This is a genomic window from Streptococcus sp. 2342 (genome assembly GCF_013276795.1).
GTDB lineage: Bacteria > Bacillota > Bacilli > Lactobacillales > Streptococcaceae > Streptococcus.
On record NZ_VMLR01000003.1, the window covers coordinates 488,055 to 505,437 of the forward strand.

The following is a 17,383-nucleotide window of genomic DNA, read 5'->3' on the forward strand; positions in this document are numbered from 1 at the left end:
AGTACTAAAAGCAAACGAAAAGACTATAGTGTACAATTGAACTCAGTTGTAGTCAACTGGGTTTCTTTGCTTATTTTAGAAAATTGGATAGAAAGGTAAAGGGCGAGTGGTGTTTGCCATGGAGGCTCTTGGTATCATGATTATGGCAACTTATGAAACCTTTGCGGCGGTCTATGATGCAGTCATGGACGATAGTTTATACGACAAATGGACGGATTTTTCTCTGCGTCACTTGCCTAAGACCAAGGAGAGAAAGAAACTTTTGGAATTGGCTTGTGGGACAGGTATACAGTCTGTGCGCTTTTCTCAGGCTGGTTTTGATGTGACTGGACTTGACTTGAGTGGGGATATGTTGAAGATTGCTGAGAAGAGAGCTTCTTCAGCTAAACAAAAGATTGACTTTATTGAAGGCAATATGCTGGATTTGTCCAAGGCAGGTCAATATGATTTTGTCACTTGTTATTCGGACTCAATCTGCTACATGCAGGATGAAGTAGAAGTCGGGGATGTTTTTAAAGAAGTTTATAATGCCCTAAACGAAGACGGAATTTTCATATTTGATGTACATTCGACCTACCAGACAGATGAAGTTTTTCCAGGCTATTCCTATCATGAAAATGCGGAAGATTTCGCCATGCTCTGGGATACCTACGAGGACGAAGCTCCTCACTCCATCGTGCATGAGCTGACTTTCTTTATCAAGGAGGCAGACGGTTCCTTTAGTCGCCACGATGAAGTGCATGAGGAGAGGACTTATGAGGTTCTGACCTATGATATTTTGCTGGAGCAGGCTGGATTTAAGTCTTTCAAACTCTATGCGGACTTTGAGGACAAGGAGCCAACAGAAACTAGCACCCGTTGGTTTTTTGTCGCGCAGAAGTAGGAGATCACTATGACCATCACAGGTATTATCGCGGAGTTTAATCCTTTTCATAATGGGCATAAATACCTGCTGGATCAGGCTGAGGGACTGAAAATCGTTGCCATGTCTGGTAATTTTATGCAGCGAGGAGAGCCTGCTATCGTTGACAAGTGGACACGAGCCCAGATGGCGCTGGAAAATGGCGCAGACTTGGTAGTGGAATTGCCCTTTTTAGTCAGTGTTCAGGCGGCGGATTTCTTCGGCCAAGGAGCTGTGGCTATCTTGGCTCGGTTGGGCATTGATACTTTAGCATTTGGGACGGAGGAAATTCTGGATTACCAGAAAATCGCTGACTTATACACAGAGCAGGGGGCTGAGATGGAGAAATTTGTGGAAAATCTGCCTGATTCCCTCTCTTATCCCCAGAAAACCCAAGCCATGTGGAAGGAATTTGCAGGTCTTGATTTTTCAGGCAATACGCCCAATCATGTCCTTGCTCTTGCTTATGCCAAGGCGGTTGCAGGACGAAATATCAGGCTGCATCCGATTCAGCGTCAGGGGGCTGGTTACCATTCTGTGGATAAAGATGTGGACTTTGCTTCAGCGACAGCTCTTCGTCAGCACCAGAAGGATCAAGATTTCTTAGAACGCTTTATGCCTTCTATTGCCCTATTTGAGCAGGCCAGTAAGGTGAGCTGGGAAGACTATTTTCCCTTTCTCCGATATCAAATTTTGTCAAATCCCGACCTAACCACCGTCTATCAGGTTAATCAAGAAATGGTAGTACGCATTAAGGAAGCCATCAAGACAGCCCAGTCTGTGGGAGACTTGGTTGAGGTGGTTGCGACCAAGCGTTACACCAAGGCGCGTGTCAGACGTCTTTTGACTTATATTTTGGTGCAGGCTAGAGAAAATGACTTGCCAGAAGCCATTCATGTCCTTGGTTTTACCGAAAAAGGCAGACAACATCTCAAGTCTCTGAAAGGGCAGGTCAATCTAGTCAGCAGAATTGGCAGAGAACCTTGGGATGCTATGACCCAAAAAGCAGACCAGATTTACCAACTAGGAAATCCAAGTATAGCAGACCAGAATTTTGGAAGAGTGCCAATAAGAATAGAAACAAACTAAGTCTACTGAAAGGTAGGCTTTTTGAGATTTTTTACGAATAAATAGATAGAAAAAGAAAATCTTGTACAAGTTTCTGACAATTTCTTTCTTTTCGTGTATAATAGTGGAAAAGAGGTAAAACGAGGTATGGTTATGGAAGCAGTTCTTTACTCAACATTCCGAAATCATTTAAAAGACTACATGAAGAAGGTCAATGATGAATTTGAGCCTTTAACGGTGCTTAATAAAAATCCAGATGAGGACATTGTAGTTCTTTCAAAGAGCGAATGGGACAGTATTCAGGAAACCCTGAGAATCGTTCAAAATAAGGAGTTATCAGACAAGGTTTTGCGAGGAATGGCTCAAGTCCGTGCTGGAAGCACTCAGGTACATGTGATTGAGGAGTGATGAATGCTGCTCAAGTTTACAGAAGATGCCTGGGCAGATTATTGCTACTGGCAAACTCAGGACAAGAAAACGTTAAAAAGAATCAATAAACTAATCAAGGATATTCAACGTGATCCCTTTACAGGAATAGGTAAGCCAGAACCACTCAAGTATGACTACCAAGGAGCCTGGTCACGTCGTATCGACGCAGAAAATCGCTTGATTTATATGATGGATGGAGATAGCGTGGCTTTCTTGTCCTTTAAAGATCATTACTAGAGTCTACTGCGAAGTAGGCTTTTTATTTTTTAAATTTTTATTAGTAAGTTTAAGATAAAGTTTTTTGGAAAATGCCAGAATCCTTAATACAAAAGACAAAAACTCAGTAAAAAAATTAGTATATGAACTTCGATCTTTACCCTTGAATCCGCTTTATAACTCTTAATTTGTGGTATAATGAAGAGAATTGTTAATAATAAAAACAGGGGAAGTAAATGTCTAGTTTCAAAGAAAAATTACCACTATTCCAAGCAAATGACATCCAAATTTCTAATGATGTCAATACGGTTTGGTCTATCGCTAACACTCTTAGAGGAGCTTATCGAGCAGATAAGTATCGCGATGTCATTATTCCAATGTTTGTCCTGACTCGTTTAGAAGCTGCCTTGCTGCCAACCAAGGATCAGGTGGTAGCACAATACAAAGCAAATCCCAATACACCTGAGAAAGTGTTGGAGAAACTTTCAGGCTATCGTTACTACAATGTTAGTCCTTTTACGTTGGAAAATCTTCAAAACGATCCAAATGCAATCGAGGAGAATTTTCTAGCCTATCTGGATGGCTATTCCTATCGTGTCAAGGACATCATTGAAAACCTAAAATTTAAAGAGCAAGTCCGTACCCTGGCCCAGAGTGGTCGCCTTTTCACGGTTATTAAAAAGTTCTCTCAAATTGATTTGTCTCCAAGTTCAGTCGACTCTATGCGTATGGGATACATGTTCGAGGATATCATCCGCCGATTTTCTGAAAATGAGGAAGCGGGGTCTCACTATACCCCTCGTGAGGTTATTGCTCTGATGGTCAACCTCCTCTTGATTGAGGCAGACGAAGAACTTTTTGTTGATAAAAAAGAGTTGAAAATACTAGACATGGCGGCTGGAACTGGGGGAATGCTGGCTACAGCTAAAAGCTATATCCGTCAGTTGAATACAGGAGCCACTGTCCGACTCTTTGGTCAGGAAGTTTTACCTGAAACCTTTGGGATTGGTCGTGCAGATATGCTAATTCGTCAGGAAGACTCTGACTATTTCGTGAAGGTAGATACCTTAAAAGATCCAGATCCTTTCCCAGATACTAAAATGAGCTTTGTCATCGCTAACCCTCCCTTCGGTCAAGCTTGGGGTGGTAAGGATGCGGATGATGGGGTTGAGGATGCAGTTAAGAAAGATCATCAACTCTTTGACAAAACAGAAGGTCGTCAAGGTCGTTTTGTCGCGACTCCAGGAACTGGAGATGCTCAACTACTCTTCCATCTTCATGCTCTTGCAAAATTAGAAGAAAATGGTCGTGCAGCCATCATTTCAAATGGGTCTCCCCTCTTTTCAGGTGGGACATCATCGGGAGAAAGTCAGATTCGCCGTTATATCCTTGAGAATGATTTGCTAGAAGCTATAGTCGCTCTTCCAGGTCAATTTTTCTATAACACAGGGATTGGGATTTATATCTGGATTTATAATAAAAACAAGTCTCCTGAGCGCCAGAATAAGGTTCAATTTATCGATGCGACGGAGGAGTTTATTCCTCTACGTAAATCTCTAGGTCAAAAACGCCGTGAGTTGTCCCAAGATAATATCCGTCAGATCCTTCGCTGGTACGATGATTTTCAAGAAAATGACCATGTAAAAATCTTTGACAATCAAGAGTTTCTCTATCGAGAGTTTACAGTTATGCAACCTCTGCAACGTCGTGGCCAGATAAGCGAAGAAACAATTGAGAAAGCGAAAAGCGTTCCTTTCCTAGCTAAACTATTTGATGAATACAAGTACCAAGAATTGCTAGAGATGGAACCACGTTCAGCCAAGGATGAGAAAAAATTACAGGATCTTGTAGCTGGTAAGATCAAGCAAGAAGCTATCCTGACAGCTCTTGCTAAGGGAAGCTCTGATAAGACCTATCCTAACTTTGAGAACTTTGCCCAAGTCATCAAGGACTTGCTGGGAGAGTTTAAGCTTACGCCTGCCAATGTCAATGCGCTAGCCTTAGCTATGAGTGAAATGGACAAAACAGCAGAAGTTATCCGAACCAAGAGGAAAGACAAGGCAAATGAGATTGCCGATGGGATTGTCTATGATAAGACCACCAAGGACAGTGAAATCGTTAAGCTGACAGAGGATGTGGAAACCTACTTTGCGCGTGAGGTCTATCCCCATGTACCTGACGCCCACTACTGGTTTGATGAGGAAAAGGGCTATGGAGCCGAGATTCCTTTTACCCGCTATTTCTATCACTACCAAGCACCAGAGAGTGCTGAGAAGTTATTGGCAGAGTTCTATGACTTGGAAGCAGAACTACAGACTCTCTTGGAGGAACTAAAACATGACTAGGATGAAAGAGAGTGGCATTGACTGGATCGGACAGATACCAGAAGAGTGGGAGATTTCTAAAATAAAATTCACAACACAGCTTAATGGTAGAATTGGTTGGCAAGGATTAACATCAGCTGAATATAAAGAAGAAGGACCATATTTAATTACTGGAACTGACTTTCACAATGGAACAATTAATTTTGAAACAGCTGTACATATTGATGAAAAACGTTGGTCAGAAGCTTCACAGATTCAAGTTGAAAATGGTGACTTACTAATTACGAAAGATGGTACGGTAGGTAAAGTAGCTATTATTTCAGGGCTTGATGATAAAGCTTCGTTAAATAGTGGTGTGTTAAGAATCCAAACAATTGATGAGATTGATAGAAGATTTTTATACTATGTTTTACTGTCAGATGAATTTTGGATGTGGTTTAACTATACAAATTCAGGAGCTAGCACTATTTTACATTTATATCAAAATGTATTTGATGAATTTACTTTTACCTTTCCCCAAAAAAATGAACAACAAAAAATCGCTGATTTCCTAGACAAGAAAACTGCCCAGATGGATAAGGTGAAAGTACTACTAGAGAAGCAAATTCAAAAACTCAAAGACTACCGAGCTAGCTTGATTTATGAAACCGTCACAAAAGGATTGGATAAAACAGTCCCCATGAAAGATTCAGGTATCGACTGGGTTGGACAGGTGCCTCAAGGGTGGGGAGTGAATCGACTAAAGTACCTGGCAAATAAAATTGGAAGTGGTAAGACTCCATTGGGAGGATCTGGAATTTTTGAAGAAACGGGAATATTATTTATACGAAGTCAAAATATTTATAATGGATTAATACTTTTAGAAGATAAAGCAACTTATATTAATAGAAATATTCATCAACAGATGATTGGAACTTGCGTTAAAAAAAATGATATTTTATTAAATATAACAGGAGCTTCTATTGGAAGAGTAGCAAAATATGATTTAGATATAGAGGCAAATGTTAATCAACATGTTTGCATTATTAGAAGTAATAGGTATGTATTACCAGATTATTTAATGTATTTTATTATGTCTGAATTCGGACAGTTTATGATTAAAACTCATCAAATTAGCGGAAATAGGGAAGGATTGAGTTTTGAGAATATTGGAAATTTTAAAATAATTGCTCCAGGATTAGACTATCAGTATGAAATTAGTCAGTATTTAAACAAAAAAATGTTGACAATTAATCAGATGATAAAAACAAAAGAGCAACAAATTGCAAATATCAACAAACAACGACAAACTCTTATTTATGATTATGTGACAGGGAAGAAAAGGGTTTAGAAGTGTGACTTGTATTTAGTTGACACAAGTGAATGATAGGACGGTCTTACAATATGGAAGAAAATTATAGTTTATCTGTATCTAAAATAAAGAAATCTATTAACGAAAATTCTTTAATCTTATTCGTTGGTGCAGGGATATCAGCTAATTAAAATTTGCCGACTTGGAAAGAATTAATTCGATCATTAGAAAATGAGTTGAACTTACCAGAAGAAAAAATAAAAGATCCCCTAAGAGTTGCTCAATATTATTATGATACTTTTGGAAAAAATCAGTACACAAAAAAGATTGAGGAAGTTTTCTTTAGTAAGGGTACAAGTAAACCAAATGAGTTACACAAATTAATAGAAAAAATAGCACCAAAACATATTATCACGACAAACTATGATTCACTTATGGAGAGTCAGTTTGAAAGTGGTTTGTTAAAGTATAATGTAGTCGCAGAGGATAAAGATATTCCTTATACGAGCTCGGAAAGGTATTTGATTAAAATGCATGGCGACTTCAATAAGAAGAATATCGTTTTAAAAGAAGATGATTACTTAGACTACACTTTGAATTTTCCGATGATTTCAACCTTAATACAGTCGCTGATAATGAACCATACCTTATTGTTTGTAGGTTATTCTCTAGGTGATTCAACTTTTAATTCTATATTTCGATTAATTCAAAATACATTTAAATTGGATGCTAAAAACGCTTATTTTTACACACCTGAAGAACCTCCAACAATTATCCGAGATTATTACAAAAAACAAGGAATTATTATTGTCTCTAACGGAAAACTTCTTGCTGAAGGAGTGGTGGAAGAAGGGAATAATTTATTCCTAAGGACAAAGGAGTTCTTAGAATCTCTATCTAAAAATAGAAATGGAGAAATAAATAATTCTAATGATTTATGGAATCAACTTGCTTTCTTAGATAGACTCAATTTTATTGATTCGAATGATTTTTCAAGATATTCCTATTTAAGAGGAAGGGCTTTAATAAGGAATGATGAATATCGTTGGCTTGGAAATGATAGAGTAAGATTTGAAATTCAGGATAATGAAGAATTACGAAATATAGTATGTAAAAAATCTCTTTTAACTCGTTTTTTGAATATAGATATTAATGAATCTAGAGATTTAAAAGTAAATAACTTTTTAAGTGAAGCTTTTAGAATGTATGAAGAAAAAAAATATTCTTTAGCAAAAGCAAAATTCAGAGAGTTAGCAAATACAGCGTTTCGTCAGAAAGACTATTTTAATTTTCTAGTGTGTGAATTTAATTTCAAGCATATTCCTACTCATTTTTTTGATGGAACAAAAGAATTAAGCTATGCTGCCCCTCTATATGATGGAGAGTTAAATGAATTAACTGAACAAATTATTAATTCGGTTACAGGGGATGAGAAAAGGATTATAGAATTTTTTAGAGATTCAATACTCAATCTCAATTTTTTATATCGAAAATTAGAAACGATTAATGAACTATTTGATAAAATTCGTGAAGAGCATGAAAGTTACAGGAGAGGAGGTTGGTCTTTTAATGATCATCTTTTTAATGCGGAATTTGCGATAAAAAATCTTTATAATTTTTTAAAATTAAATTGTTTATGTCTTGAACATTACCATATTTACAAATCAATTATTAATAGATATTTAGAAATATTATTACTCAGTTATGATAATTCATATGTAAATACTGAAAAAAGTATTTTTGATAGAACGGCCTCGTGTATTAGAAATCTTGATTTGGATGATGTTCAATTAATTCTTCCTAGTATAGATTTTAAGGTTGTAAATTTATATTTTAGAAACTATTCGTTTAGCAAAATAAAAGTTACTGATAAAGCGAAAGACTTCTTGTTGGAACGAATTATTCATCTGCAAAAAAGAGCTGAGACGACGGAGACGATGGAGGTTGAGAGTCATAGAGAGCTTAGAAATATGCTAACTTTTCTTCCTCTTATTGATGATATAGAAGCACATAGAATAGTGGATATTTTAGATAGTCAAACATTGTATTATAGTTGGAGTCAAGAAATTGAAGGACTTATTAAAATTGTTCTTGATAATAAAGACGATATTAAGAGTACTTTATTGCAATCTAGGATAGTTAATATTGTTAATAAACATTTAAATGACATTTTGGAGAATGATTTATCATCATATAATTCAGCGTATCCATTATATTCTCGGTTATTGGAATACTGTTCAACTGAAGAAGAAACTGCGAAAGTAGTGCTTGAAAAGCTAAATATAGATATTTTAAAAATTAAATATCAAAATAATGATGTTAAAGATATTATGGAGTATTCTGATTTGGTGTGTCATTTATTTAAAAATCTTGAAGAGGACATTAAACATGAAATTCTCGAACTTCTAAGCGCTTATGAGGATTCAGAAAACATAAATTACCACAAAGTAATCAAACTGATGCTTTATGAAGTGTATGATTTTCCTAAGATACAAAATCAAATATACCAGTACTTGATTAAAAGAATTAATGAAAATCAGGAGGATGGTGTAAAGAGTTTCCCAAATCCAAGAGAAAAATCAGTGGAAGATTTATATACTCTAAGTAGTGAAGGATATTTTTCTGATTTTGATATTTTAAAAGATATCAAAGTAGATATTAGAGGTCTTTATCCTGAAATAGATTGGACTTGGTACAGGGATAGAAGTGAGAATGTTATTCATCGTTTGTTGGAGTATAGAACCCCAAATAATATTAAAAGTAATTTTTCAAAAAATGAAGAAGATAATAAATTAATCGATGAGTATATTATAAAAAGTCTTGATGAAGAAAAAATCATGTTTAATAAATGATAGAAAGTGAGAAGCTATGGCAAATTTGGGCTTGAAGGAGCGCTATGATTTCCAACAGTGGATTATCAAAGATTTGAGAGATAAGAATGACTATATTCAGCGGGACGCTACTTGCTACGATCCTAGATTAGCCATGGATGTGGAACTCCTATGGAATTTTCTGATGGAGACCCAAGAGGAGACCATGGACTATCTCCTTAAAAAGCTTAGCAAGGAGACAATCGTCAATCTGATTAATAAAGAAATCGTCAAGGGTGGCTTTTTATTCGCCTTAAAAGAGGGTGTCTTTATTGAAAATAAACAACTTCGTCTTCTTTATCGTAAACCTGCGACTAGTTTTAATGAAAAGGCTGTTCAACAATACCAAGCCAATTGTCTATCTGTTATGGAAGAAGTGGTTTACGAGGAGAGCGACCGCATTGACCTTGTTATCTTTATCAATGGATTAGCACTATTTGCTATCGAACTTAAGTTTAATCCCAGTGGTCAGTCTGTACAGGATGCTATCAGGCAGCTCAAGGGACGCAATCCTAAGAATCGTCTTTTCCGTTTTGAACAGGGAGTCTTGGCTTCCTTTGCAGTGGATACCCTAGAAGTCTATATGACGACGCAATTGAAAGGACAAGAAACCTATTTTCTACCTTTTAATGTGGGGAAAGGGGAAGGTATTGAGATGGGAAGTGGCAACCCTCACAACCCTGATGGTGTCGATACAGACTACTTGTGGCTTGATGTCTTGACCAAGGATAGTATTCTCCAGTTAATAGAGAGTTTTATCTTTTTTGAGATGGATAAGCATAAAAAGAAGACCCTGATTTTCCCGAGATACCATCAGCGAAGAGCAGTTAGCCGTCTCCTAGAGGACATGAAAGTCAACCATACTGACAGTAATTATCTGATTCAGCATTCGGCTGGTTCTGGTAAAACCAATACCATAGCATGGTTGGCTCACAGCTTAGTTTCTCTTCATGATGATCAGAATCAAAACATCGTAGATACTGTATTAATCGTAACAGACCGTATCGTAGTTGACCGTCAATTGCAAGAAGCAGTCAAGGAAATCTCCCACAAGCCTGGAGTGGTCAAGGTAATGGGCGACAAAGAAACCTCCAGTGACTTAGCAGATGCGATTGCAGGAAATACAAAAATCATAGCTACGACGATTCATAAGTTTGCCCAAATCAACCAATCCAACTGGATGTCTGTAGGGAACACTGCGAAAAAGAAATTTGCCATCCTGATTGATGAAGCCCACAGTTCAACGACAGGATCCTATATGAGTTCGGTTAGTCAAGTCTTGACAGAAACAGATACAGAAGATGGAACTATCGATGAGATTCAAGAAGTAAGTGTTGCGGATGCTATCGAGCAGGAGATTGCTCGGACAGGTAAGCAGGACAATGTCTCAATCATTGCCTTCACCGCAACTCCCAAGGCGACAACTCTACAGCTATTTGGGACAACACAAGCAGATGGTTCTAAAGCTCCTTTTGATGTTTATAGTATGAAGCAATCTATTGAGGAAGGTTTTATTCTAGATGTTTTAGATAACTATACGACTTATAAGACCTATTACAAGCTCAATAAAGCAGTTGAAGAAGATCCTGAGCTAAAAACGACTCTTGCTAAGCGTAAGATTGCAAAGTTTGTAGAATTATCTGATGAAAATATCAATCAAAAGGTTGAAATTATCATGGATCACTTTATCAGTCATGATATTATGGCTGAATTGGGTGGTCAAGGTAAGGCTATGATTGTGACTTCGGGTCGTGAGGCAGCAGTTAAGTATCAATTGGCCTTTCAAAAGTACTTCAAAGACCACAGTATCACTAGTATTGGATCCCTGATTGCCTTTTCTGGCAAGGTTGATTATCAAGGTAGTGAATATACTGAGTCGCAAATGAATCAGGTCAAGGAAGATTATTTGAAAGATCATTTTGATACGGAAGACTACCAAATCCTGATTGTGGCAAATAAGTATCAGACAGGGTTTGACCAACCAAAACTGGTTGCTATGTATGTGGATAAAAAGTTGCGAAGTGTTGCTGCGGTGCAAACATTGTCTCGTTTGAATCGTATCTATAGAGGCTACAACAAGAAGACCTTTATCCTTGATTTTAAAAATACTTATGACGATATTCGCTCAGCTTTTTCTCCCTACTACCGTGAGACTATTTTAGCAGATACAGTCACACCTAGCGATGTCTTGACCTTGGATCGGAAAATTGATGAGTATGGTATCTTGGACAGTAATGTTGTTCATGAGTTTAATCAATTCTTATACCAAGAAAAGAGAAACAGCAGAGAAAAGCAAAAGATGGTTTCTCTGTTAAATCAAGGTTATGATAGAGTTAGACGGTTTGATGAGAAAGAACTACTTTCTATTCGAAAGGTTATTCGAGGTTTTCTTAGAATGTATACTTTCTTGATTCAGGCAACTGCTTATCAAAATGAAGTTCTACACGAACGTTATAATTATCTGCAAAGTCTTGTCAAGATGATTGATGTTCGCATTGGAGGAGATGATTTTACAATCGCAGATAAGATCGTAGTGGACTATATGAAACATAAGCAAACAGGTTCTTTCAGGTCAGTTTCTGAATTGGAATATCATCCAGAGTTAATACTTACCAAGCCAAGTACTGGAGGTGTTACGACTGACCAGGAGAAGCGTTTATCTGAAATCTTAGATGAAATTAACGAACAGTTGGATTTGGGTATTGATCACCAAGTCGGTCTAAGTGGAGCGGTATCCATTCGTGAATTGATGAAAAAGAATCCGAGACTAAAGCAATCTGCTCGTGTCAACTCTAGAGAAGATTTCGTTTTTGCTTTTGAAGAAGAGATTGACAATGCTCTTATAGAAGGATACTCTCAGAGTCAAGATTTATTTGGTGCTCTATTAAATAATGATTCTTTCAAGAAGAGATTAGCAGATATATTTATTGATGATGTGTTCAAAAGTTTGAAGGGATCCGAAGAAGTGTAATCTTAAAATTCACGCTAATTTCCCCAAAACATATTCTATTTTAGGTTTGTGAAAATCACTTTTTTATGGTAGAATGTAAAAGAATGTATGTCATTCGGAATAACAATAAAATGAGGTAAAAACATGGAAATCATGTCGCTTGCGATTGCTGTTTTTGCCGTCATCATTGGTTTAGTCATTGGATATGTCAGCATCTCAGCTAAGATGAAATCATCTCAGGAAGCTGCAGAGTTGATGCTTTTAAATGCTGAACAAGAAGCAACTAATTTACGTGGACAAGCTGAGCGTGAAGCGGATTTACTTGTTAATGAAGCCAAACGTGAAAGCAAGTCTCTTAAAAAAGAAGCACTATTGGAGGCCAAAGAAGAAGCCAGAAAATACCGTGAAGAAGTGGACGCTGAATTCAAATCAGAACGTCAAGAACTCAAACAAATCGAAAGTCGTTTGACAGAGAGAGCTACTAGCCTTGACCGTAAGGACGACAATTTGACGAGTAAAGAACAAACACTTGAACAAAAAGAACAAAGTATTTCTGATAGAGCGAAAAACCTTGATGCGCGTGAAGAGCAATTAGAGGAAGTCGAAAGACAAAAAGAAGCAGAACTAGAGCGTATTGGTGCCCTGTCTCAGGCAGAAGCACGAGATATTATCTTGGCACAGACAGAGGAAAACTTGACCAAGGAGATTGCTAGCCGCATTCGCGAAGCTGAGCAAGAGGTCAAGGAACGTTCTGACAAAATGGCCAAGGACATCCTGGTTCAAGCTATGCAACGTATCGCTGGTGAATATGTAGCGGAGTCGACAAACTCAACAGTTCATCTGCCAGATGATACTATGAAGGGACGCATTATTGGTCGTGAAGGTCGTAACATTCGTACCTTTGAAAGTTTGACAGGGGTCGATGTGATTATCGACGATACGCCAGAAGTGGTGACCTTGTCAGGATTTGACCCGATTCGTCGTGAGATTGCACGTATGACTATGGAAATGTTGCTCAAAGATGGTCGTATCCACCCAGCTCGTATCGAAGAGTTGGTTGAGAAAAACCGTCAAGAGATTGACAATAAGATCCGTGAATACGGTGAGGCAGCAGCCTATGAGATTGGTGCGCCAAACCTTCATCCAGACTTGATGAAGATTATGGGACGTTTGCAGTTCCGTACTTCTTATGGACAAAATGTCTTGCGTCATTCGATTGAGGTTGCTAAGTTGGCTGGTATCATGGCCAGCGAACTTGGTGAAAATGCGGCTCTTGCCCGTCGTGCTGGATTCCTTCACGATATCGGAAAAGCTATTGACCGCGAGGTTGAAGGTAGCCACGTTGAAATCGGTATGGAATTGGCACGTAAGTACAAGGAACACCCAGTTGTGGTGAATACGATCGCTAGCCACCACGGCGATGTCGAAGCAGAAAGTGTCATTGCAGTGATCGTTGCTGCGGCAGATGCCTTGAGTGCAGCCCGGCCAGGTGCTCGTAGTGAGTCTCTTGAAAGCTATATCAAGCGTCTCCATGATTTGGAAGAAATTGCTAACGGCTTTGAAGGGGTACAAAATAGCTTTGCCCTTCAAGCAGGTCGTGAAATCCGTATCATGGTCAATCCAGGACAAATCAAGGACGACAAAGTCACAATCTTAGCTCACAAAGTTCGTGAGAAAATTGAAAACAATCTCGATTACCCAGGAAATATCAAGGTAACCGTGATTCGCGAGCTTCGTGCAGTAGATTATGCTAAATAAATAAGAAAGAGCAGTTGAAAAATTACTGCTTTTTTGTTACACTAGATAGAAAGACTGTAGAAGGATAGTTTGTGTAAAATGCTACTATCTGAAGGAAGATTTTATTTTATTTTTACAGACTGACTAAAAGGAGACACAATGGCAGACCGAGGCTTACTAATCGTTTTTTCTGGTCCTTCAGGGGTTGGCAAAGGAACGGTTAGAAGAGAGATTTTTGAGAGTTCTGAAAATCAATTTCAATACTCTGTATCGATGACGACACGCGCACAACGTCCTGGAGAAGTGGACGGTGTTGACTATTTCTTCCGTACTCGCGAAGAGTTTGAAGAGCTGATTCGTCAAGGACAGATGTTGGAATACGCAGAATATGTCGGCAACTACTATGGAACTCCTCTGACCTATGTCAATGAAACCTTGGACAAGGGAATCGATGTTTTCCTTGAAATTGAGGTTCAGGGTGCTCTTCAGGTCAAGAAAAAGGTTCCAGATGCTGTCTTTATCTTCCTGACACCACCAGATTTGGATGAATTACAAGATCGTTTGGTAGGACGTGGAACAGATAGTGCAGAAGTGATTGCCCAACGAATCGAAAAGGCCAAGGAAGAAATTGCTCTCATGCGTGAGTATGATTATGCGATTGTCAACGATCAGGTGCCCCTAGCTGCTGAGCGTGTCAAACGTGTGATCGAAGCAGAGCACTTCCGTGTGGATCGTGTCATTGGTCACTATCAGGAGATGTTACCAAAGTCTCCAACTACTCGATAAAATTTAGAAAATAGGTACAAGCAAATGATGTTAAAACCCTCTATTGATACCTTGCTCGACAAGGTTCCTTCAAAATATTCACTCGTAATCTTGGAAGCAAAACGTGCCCACGAATTGGAAGCAGGTGCGCCAGCAACTCAAGGTTTCAAGTCTGAAAAATCAACTCTTCGCGCTCTAGAAGAAATCGAATCAGGCAACGTAACAATTCATCCAGACCCAGAAGGGAAACGTGAAGCAGTACGTCGCCGTATCGAAGAAGAAAAACGCCGCAAAGAAGAAGAAGAAAAGAAAATCAAAGAGCAAATCGCTAAAGAAAAAGAAGATGGTGAAAAAATTTAAGGTTGGGGGGACTCAATCTTATTTTTTCTATTGCAAGAATCTACTGACAAGGAGGAGGTGAGAAGATGGCCATAGCTAAGATTATTGTAGATGTGCCCTTGATGCAGACAGACCAGCCCTATAGTTACAGAATTCCTGAGGAGTTTGAGGGAATGCTGGAAGTTGGGATGCGGGTTCATGTGCCCTTTGGTAAGGGCAATCGCCTGATTCAAGGGATTGTTCTTGGTTTGGAGTCCCAACCAGATGAAGAAGAGATGGAGCAATATTTAAAAGATATTGCAGAGGTGCTGGATTTTTCTCCTGTTCTCACGCAAGAACAACTCTGGCTGGCTGAGGAGTTACGCAAATCTGTCTTCTCCTATAAAATTTCCATCCTCAAGGCTATGTTGCCGGGATTTCTGAACTCCAGCTATGACAAAATTCTCTATCCTAAAGCAGGTCTGAGTCAGGAAGACCGAGAGCGCTTGTTTGGTTCAGAAGATTCGCTAGCCTTTTCTTCTCTGGATTTAGCTAAGCAAGCTGAAATGATGCGTTTGACTAGAAAAGGCTTGCTTGGTCTGGAATATCAGGCGGTCGATCAAAAGAAGGTCAAGACCCAGTCTTGGTATGAGGTTGACCTTGCTCAATTAGAAGGTGTAGAGATTTCTACACGTGCCAAGAAAAAGTTGGAATTGAGAGATTACTTGCTGTCTCATCCTGAGAGTGATTCCTTGGCTAGTTTGTTAGAGTCCTATTCGCGGGACCAAGTCAACTTCTTTGTGGAACAAGGTGCTGTTTCCATAGTCCAAAAGGAAGTTCAACGCTCGGCTGCTTATTTTGAAGGTATTGAGGCAAGTAGACCTTTGGAACTGAATCCAGAACAAAGACAGGCGCGTGATGCGGTTGTGGGTGCGATTGGCAGTCATCAGCCTCCCTTCCTCCTTCAAGGGATTACAGGGAGTGGGAAGACCGAGGTTTACTTGCAGATTATCCAAGGGGCCTTGGATAAGGGTAAAACAGCCATTTTGCTGGTGCCTGAGATTTCCTTGACTCCACAAATGACGGAGCGTTTTATAGCACGTTTTGGAGGCAAGGTAGCCATTCTTCACTCAGGCTTGTCTAATGGTGAAAAGTATGATGAATGGCGCAAGGTGGAACGCGGCGATGCCCAAGTTGTGGTTGGTGCTAGATCAGCCATCTTTGCTCCGCTGAAAAATCTAGGTGTCATGATTATCGATGAAGAGCATGAAGCGACTTATAAGCAGGACAGCAATCCCCGTTACCATGCCAGAGAAGTAGCCATTTTACGGTCTCAGTATAATCAAGCAGCTCTGGTACTTGGTTCAGCAACCCCTAGTCTGGAGAGCCGTGCTCGAGCTGGAAAAGGCGTTTATCAACATTTACGTCTGACCCAACGCGCCAATCCTTTAGCTACGATCCCTGAGGTTCAAGTGATTGACTTTCGGGACTATATCGGACAAAATGAGACGTCAAACTTTACGCCACCTTTGTTAGAAGCTATTCAGGACCGTCTAGCTAAAAAAGAGCAGGTAGTTCTCATGCTCAATCGTCGTGGCTATTCTAGCTTTGTTATGTGTCGGGAGTGTGGAACTGTGGATACTTGTCCCAACTGTGACATTTCCTTGACCTTGCACATGGATACCAAGACCATGAACTGCCATTATTGTGGCTTTTCGAAGGACATTCCTCAGATCTGTCCTAACTGTAAGAGTCGAAGTATTCGTTACTATGGGACAGGAACTCAGAAGGCTTATGACGAGCTGGCAGAACTCTTTCCCCAGGCCCGCATTTTGCGGATGGATGTGGACACGACTCGTAAGAAAGGTAGTCACCAAGCTCTTCTTGACCAGTTTGGAAGAGGAGAAGCAGATATTTTGCTAGGTACTCAGATGATTGCAAAGGGCTTGGATTTTCCCAATGTAACCCTAGTCGGAGTGCTCAATGCGGATACGGCCTTAAATCTGCCTGATTTCCGTTCTTCTGAAAGAACCTTTCAACTCTTGACCCAGGTGGCAGGCCGAGCAGGTCGTGCTGAAAAAGCTGGTCAGGTCCTGATACAGTCCTACAATCCTCAGCACTACGCTATTCGATTTGCCAAGGATCAGGATTACGAGGGCTTTTATACCTATGAAATGGGTATCAGACGACAACTTGGTTATCCGCCTTACTATTTTACCATTGGCATTACCCTTTCTCACAAGAAAGAAGAAGAGGTGGTCAAACGTGCCTATGAAGTCATGAACATTTTGCGGTCAGGCTTGTCTGAAACCAGTAACATCCTTGGGCCGACGCCGAAACCGATTGCTCGTACCCACAACCTCTATCATTACCAGATTTTAATTAAATACCGTTTAGAAGATGAGCTGGGGCCGACCCTCAACCAGGTCTTGGCCTTGACTCAAGAACGGGAAAATAGTGAGCTCCGTCTCAGCATTGACCATGAGCCGCAACAATTTTTATAAGAAGGAGAAG

General features: G+C 39.3%; 12 protein-coding genes. All 12 read left to right on the forward strand.

Annotated features, from left to right (window positions below; genetic code table 11):
* Positions 1 to 142: 142 nt before the first annotated feature.
* The 12 genes from HT689_RS04890 to HT689_RS04945 all read left to right on the forward strand — a co-directional run bounded on the left by HT689_RS04890 (position 143) and on the right by HT689_RS04945 (position 17,373).
* A complete protein-coding gene (locus HT689_RS04890; RefSeq protein WP_173226878.1) occupies positions 143 to 883 on the forward strand; it encodes a class I SAM-dependent methyltransferase in 741 nt (246 codons plus the stop codon).
* Positions 884 to 892: 9 nt separating this feature from the next.
* Entirely contained in the window at positions 893 to 1,990 is a 1,098-nt protein-coding gene (locus HT689_RS04895) for a nucleotidyltransferase (protein ID WP_173226858.1), read from the forward strand.
* Between the two features lie 132 nt (positions 1,991 to 2,122).
* Positions 2,123 to 2,377 (forward strand): type II toxin-antitoxin system Phd/YefM family antitoxin, encoded by a 255-nt coding sequence (locus HT689_RS04900; protein WP_173226857.1) that lies wholly within the window; start codon positions 2,123 to 2,125, stop codon positions 2,375 to 2,377.
* Positions 2,378 to 2,380: 3 nt separating this feature from the next.
* Positions 2,381 to 2,635, forward strand: a complete 255-nt coding sequence (locus tag HT689_RS04905; protein ID WP_000924730.1) for a Txe/YoeB family addiction module toxin — start codon at positions 2,381 to 2,383, stop codon at positions 2,633 to 2,635.
* A 215-nt stretch (positions 2,636 to 2,850) separates the two neighbouring features.
* The gene (locus HT689_RS04910) at positions 2,851 to 4,959 is read left to right on the forward strand and encodes a class I SAM-dependent DNA methyltransferase (RefSeq protein ID WP_173226856.1); all 2,109 of its coding nucleotides are present in this window, start codon (positions 2,851 to 2,853) and stop codon (positions 4,957 to 4,959) included.
* Positions 4,952 to 6,268, forward strand: coding sequence for a restriction endonuclease subunit S (locus HT689_RS04915; RefSeq protein ID WP_173226855.1), 1,317 nt, complete (start codon positions 4,952 to 4,954; stop codon positions 6,266 to 6,268). Before HT689_RS04910 ends, HT689_RS04915 begins: the two co-directional genes overlap by 8 nt.
* Before the next feature lie 197 nt (positions 6,269 to 6,465).
* A complete protein-coding gene (locus HT689_RS04920; protein ID WP_173280871.1) occupies positions 6,466 to 9,081 on the forward strand; it encodes an SIR2 family protein in 2,616 nt (871 codons plus the stop codon).
* 16 nt (positions 9,082 to 9,097) lie between these two features.
* Positions 9,098 to 12,070: a DEAD/DEAH box helicase family protein gene (locus HT689_RS04925; protein WP_173280842.1), complete on the forward strand. Its 2,973-nt coding sequence runs from the start codon at positions 9,098 to 9,100 to the stop codon at positions 12,068 to 12,070.
* 123 nt (positions 12,071 to 12,193) lie between these two features.
* Positions 12,194 to 13,807 carry a ribonuclease Y gene (locus tag HT689_RS04930; RefSeq protein WP_000404934.1) on the forward strand — a complete coding sequence of 538 codons (1,614 nt, stop codon included), beginning with the start codon at positions 12,194 to 12,196 and terminating at the stop codon, positions 13,805 to 13,807.
* Between the two features lie 138 nt (positions 13,808 to 13,945).
* A complete protein-coding gene (gene gmk / locus HT689_RS04935; protein ID WP_000775041.1) occupies positions 13,946 to 14,572 on the forward strand; it encodes a guanylate kinase in 627 nt (208 codons plus the stop codon).
* 24 nt (positions 14,573 to 14,596) lie between these two features.
* Positions 14,597 to 14,911 carry a DNA-directed RNA polymerase subunit omega gene (gene rpoZ / locus HT689_RS04940; RefSeq protein WP_000979235.1) on the forward strand — a complete coding sequence of 105 codons (315 nt, stop codon included), beginning with the start codon at positions 14,597 to 14,599 and terminating at the stop codon, positions 14,909 to 14,911.
* A 65-nt stretch (positions 14,912 to 14,976) separates the two neighbouring features.
* Positions 14,977 to 17,373 carry a primosomal protein N' gene (locus HT689_RS04945; RefSeq protein WP_173226851.1) on the forward strand — a complete coding sequence of 799 codons (2,397 nt, stop codon included), beginning with the start codon at positions 14,977 to 14,979 and terminating at the stop codon, positions 17,371 to 17,373.
* The last annotated feature ends 10 nt before the right edge of the window (positions 17,374 to 17,383 follow it).

Excerpts from the sequence above, each read along its gene's own strand:
- HT689_RS04890 (WP_173226878.1), top strand. The coding sequence starts at position 143 with ATGGCAACTTATGAAACCTTTGCGGCGGTCTATGATGCAGTCATGGAC.
- HT689_RS04895 (WP_173226858.1), top strand. The coding sequence starts at position 893 with ATGACCATCACAGGTATTATCGCGGAGTTTAATCCTTTTCATAATGGG.
- HT689_RS04900 (WP_173226857.1), top strand. The coding sequence starts at position 2,123 with ATGGAAGCAGTTCTTTACTCAACATTCCGAAATCATTTAAAAGACTAC.
- HT689_RS04905 (WP_000924730.1), top strand. The coding sequence starts at position 2,381 with ATGCTGCTCAAGTTTACAGAAGATGCCTGGGCAGATTATTGCTACTGG.
- HT689_RS04910 (WP_173226856.1), top strand. The coding sequence starts at position 2,851 with ATGTCTAGTTTCAAAGAAAAATTACCACTATTCCAAGCAAATGACATC.
- HT689_RS04915 (WP_173226855.1), top strand. The coding sequence starts at position 4,952 with ATGACTAGGATGAAAGAGAGTGGCATTGACTGGATCGGACAGATACCA.
- HT689_RS04925 (WP_173280842.1), top strand. The coding sequence starts at position 9,098 with ATGGCAAATTTGGGCTTGAAGGAGCGCTATGATTTCCAACAGTGGATT.
- HT689_RS04930 (WP_000404934.1), top strand. The coding sequence starts at position 12,194 with ATGGAAATCATGTCGCTTGCGATTGCTGTTTTTGCCGTCATCATTGGT.
- gmk (WP_000775041.1), top strand. The coding sequence starts at position 13,946 with ATGGCAGACCGAGGCTTACTAATCGTTTTTTCTGGTCCTTCAGGGGTT.
- rpoZ (WP_000979235.1), top strand. The coding sequence starts at position 14,597 with ATGATGTTAAAACCCTCTATTGATACCTTGCTCGACAAGGTTCCTTCA.
- HT689_RS04945 (WP_173226851.1), top strand. The coding sequence starts at position 14,977 with ATGGCCATAGCTAAGATTATTGTAGATGTGCCCTTGATGCAGACAGAC.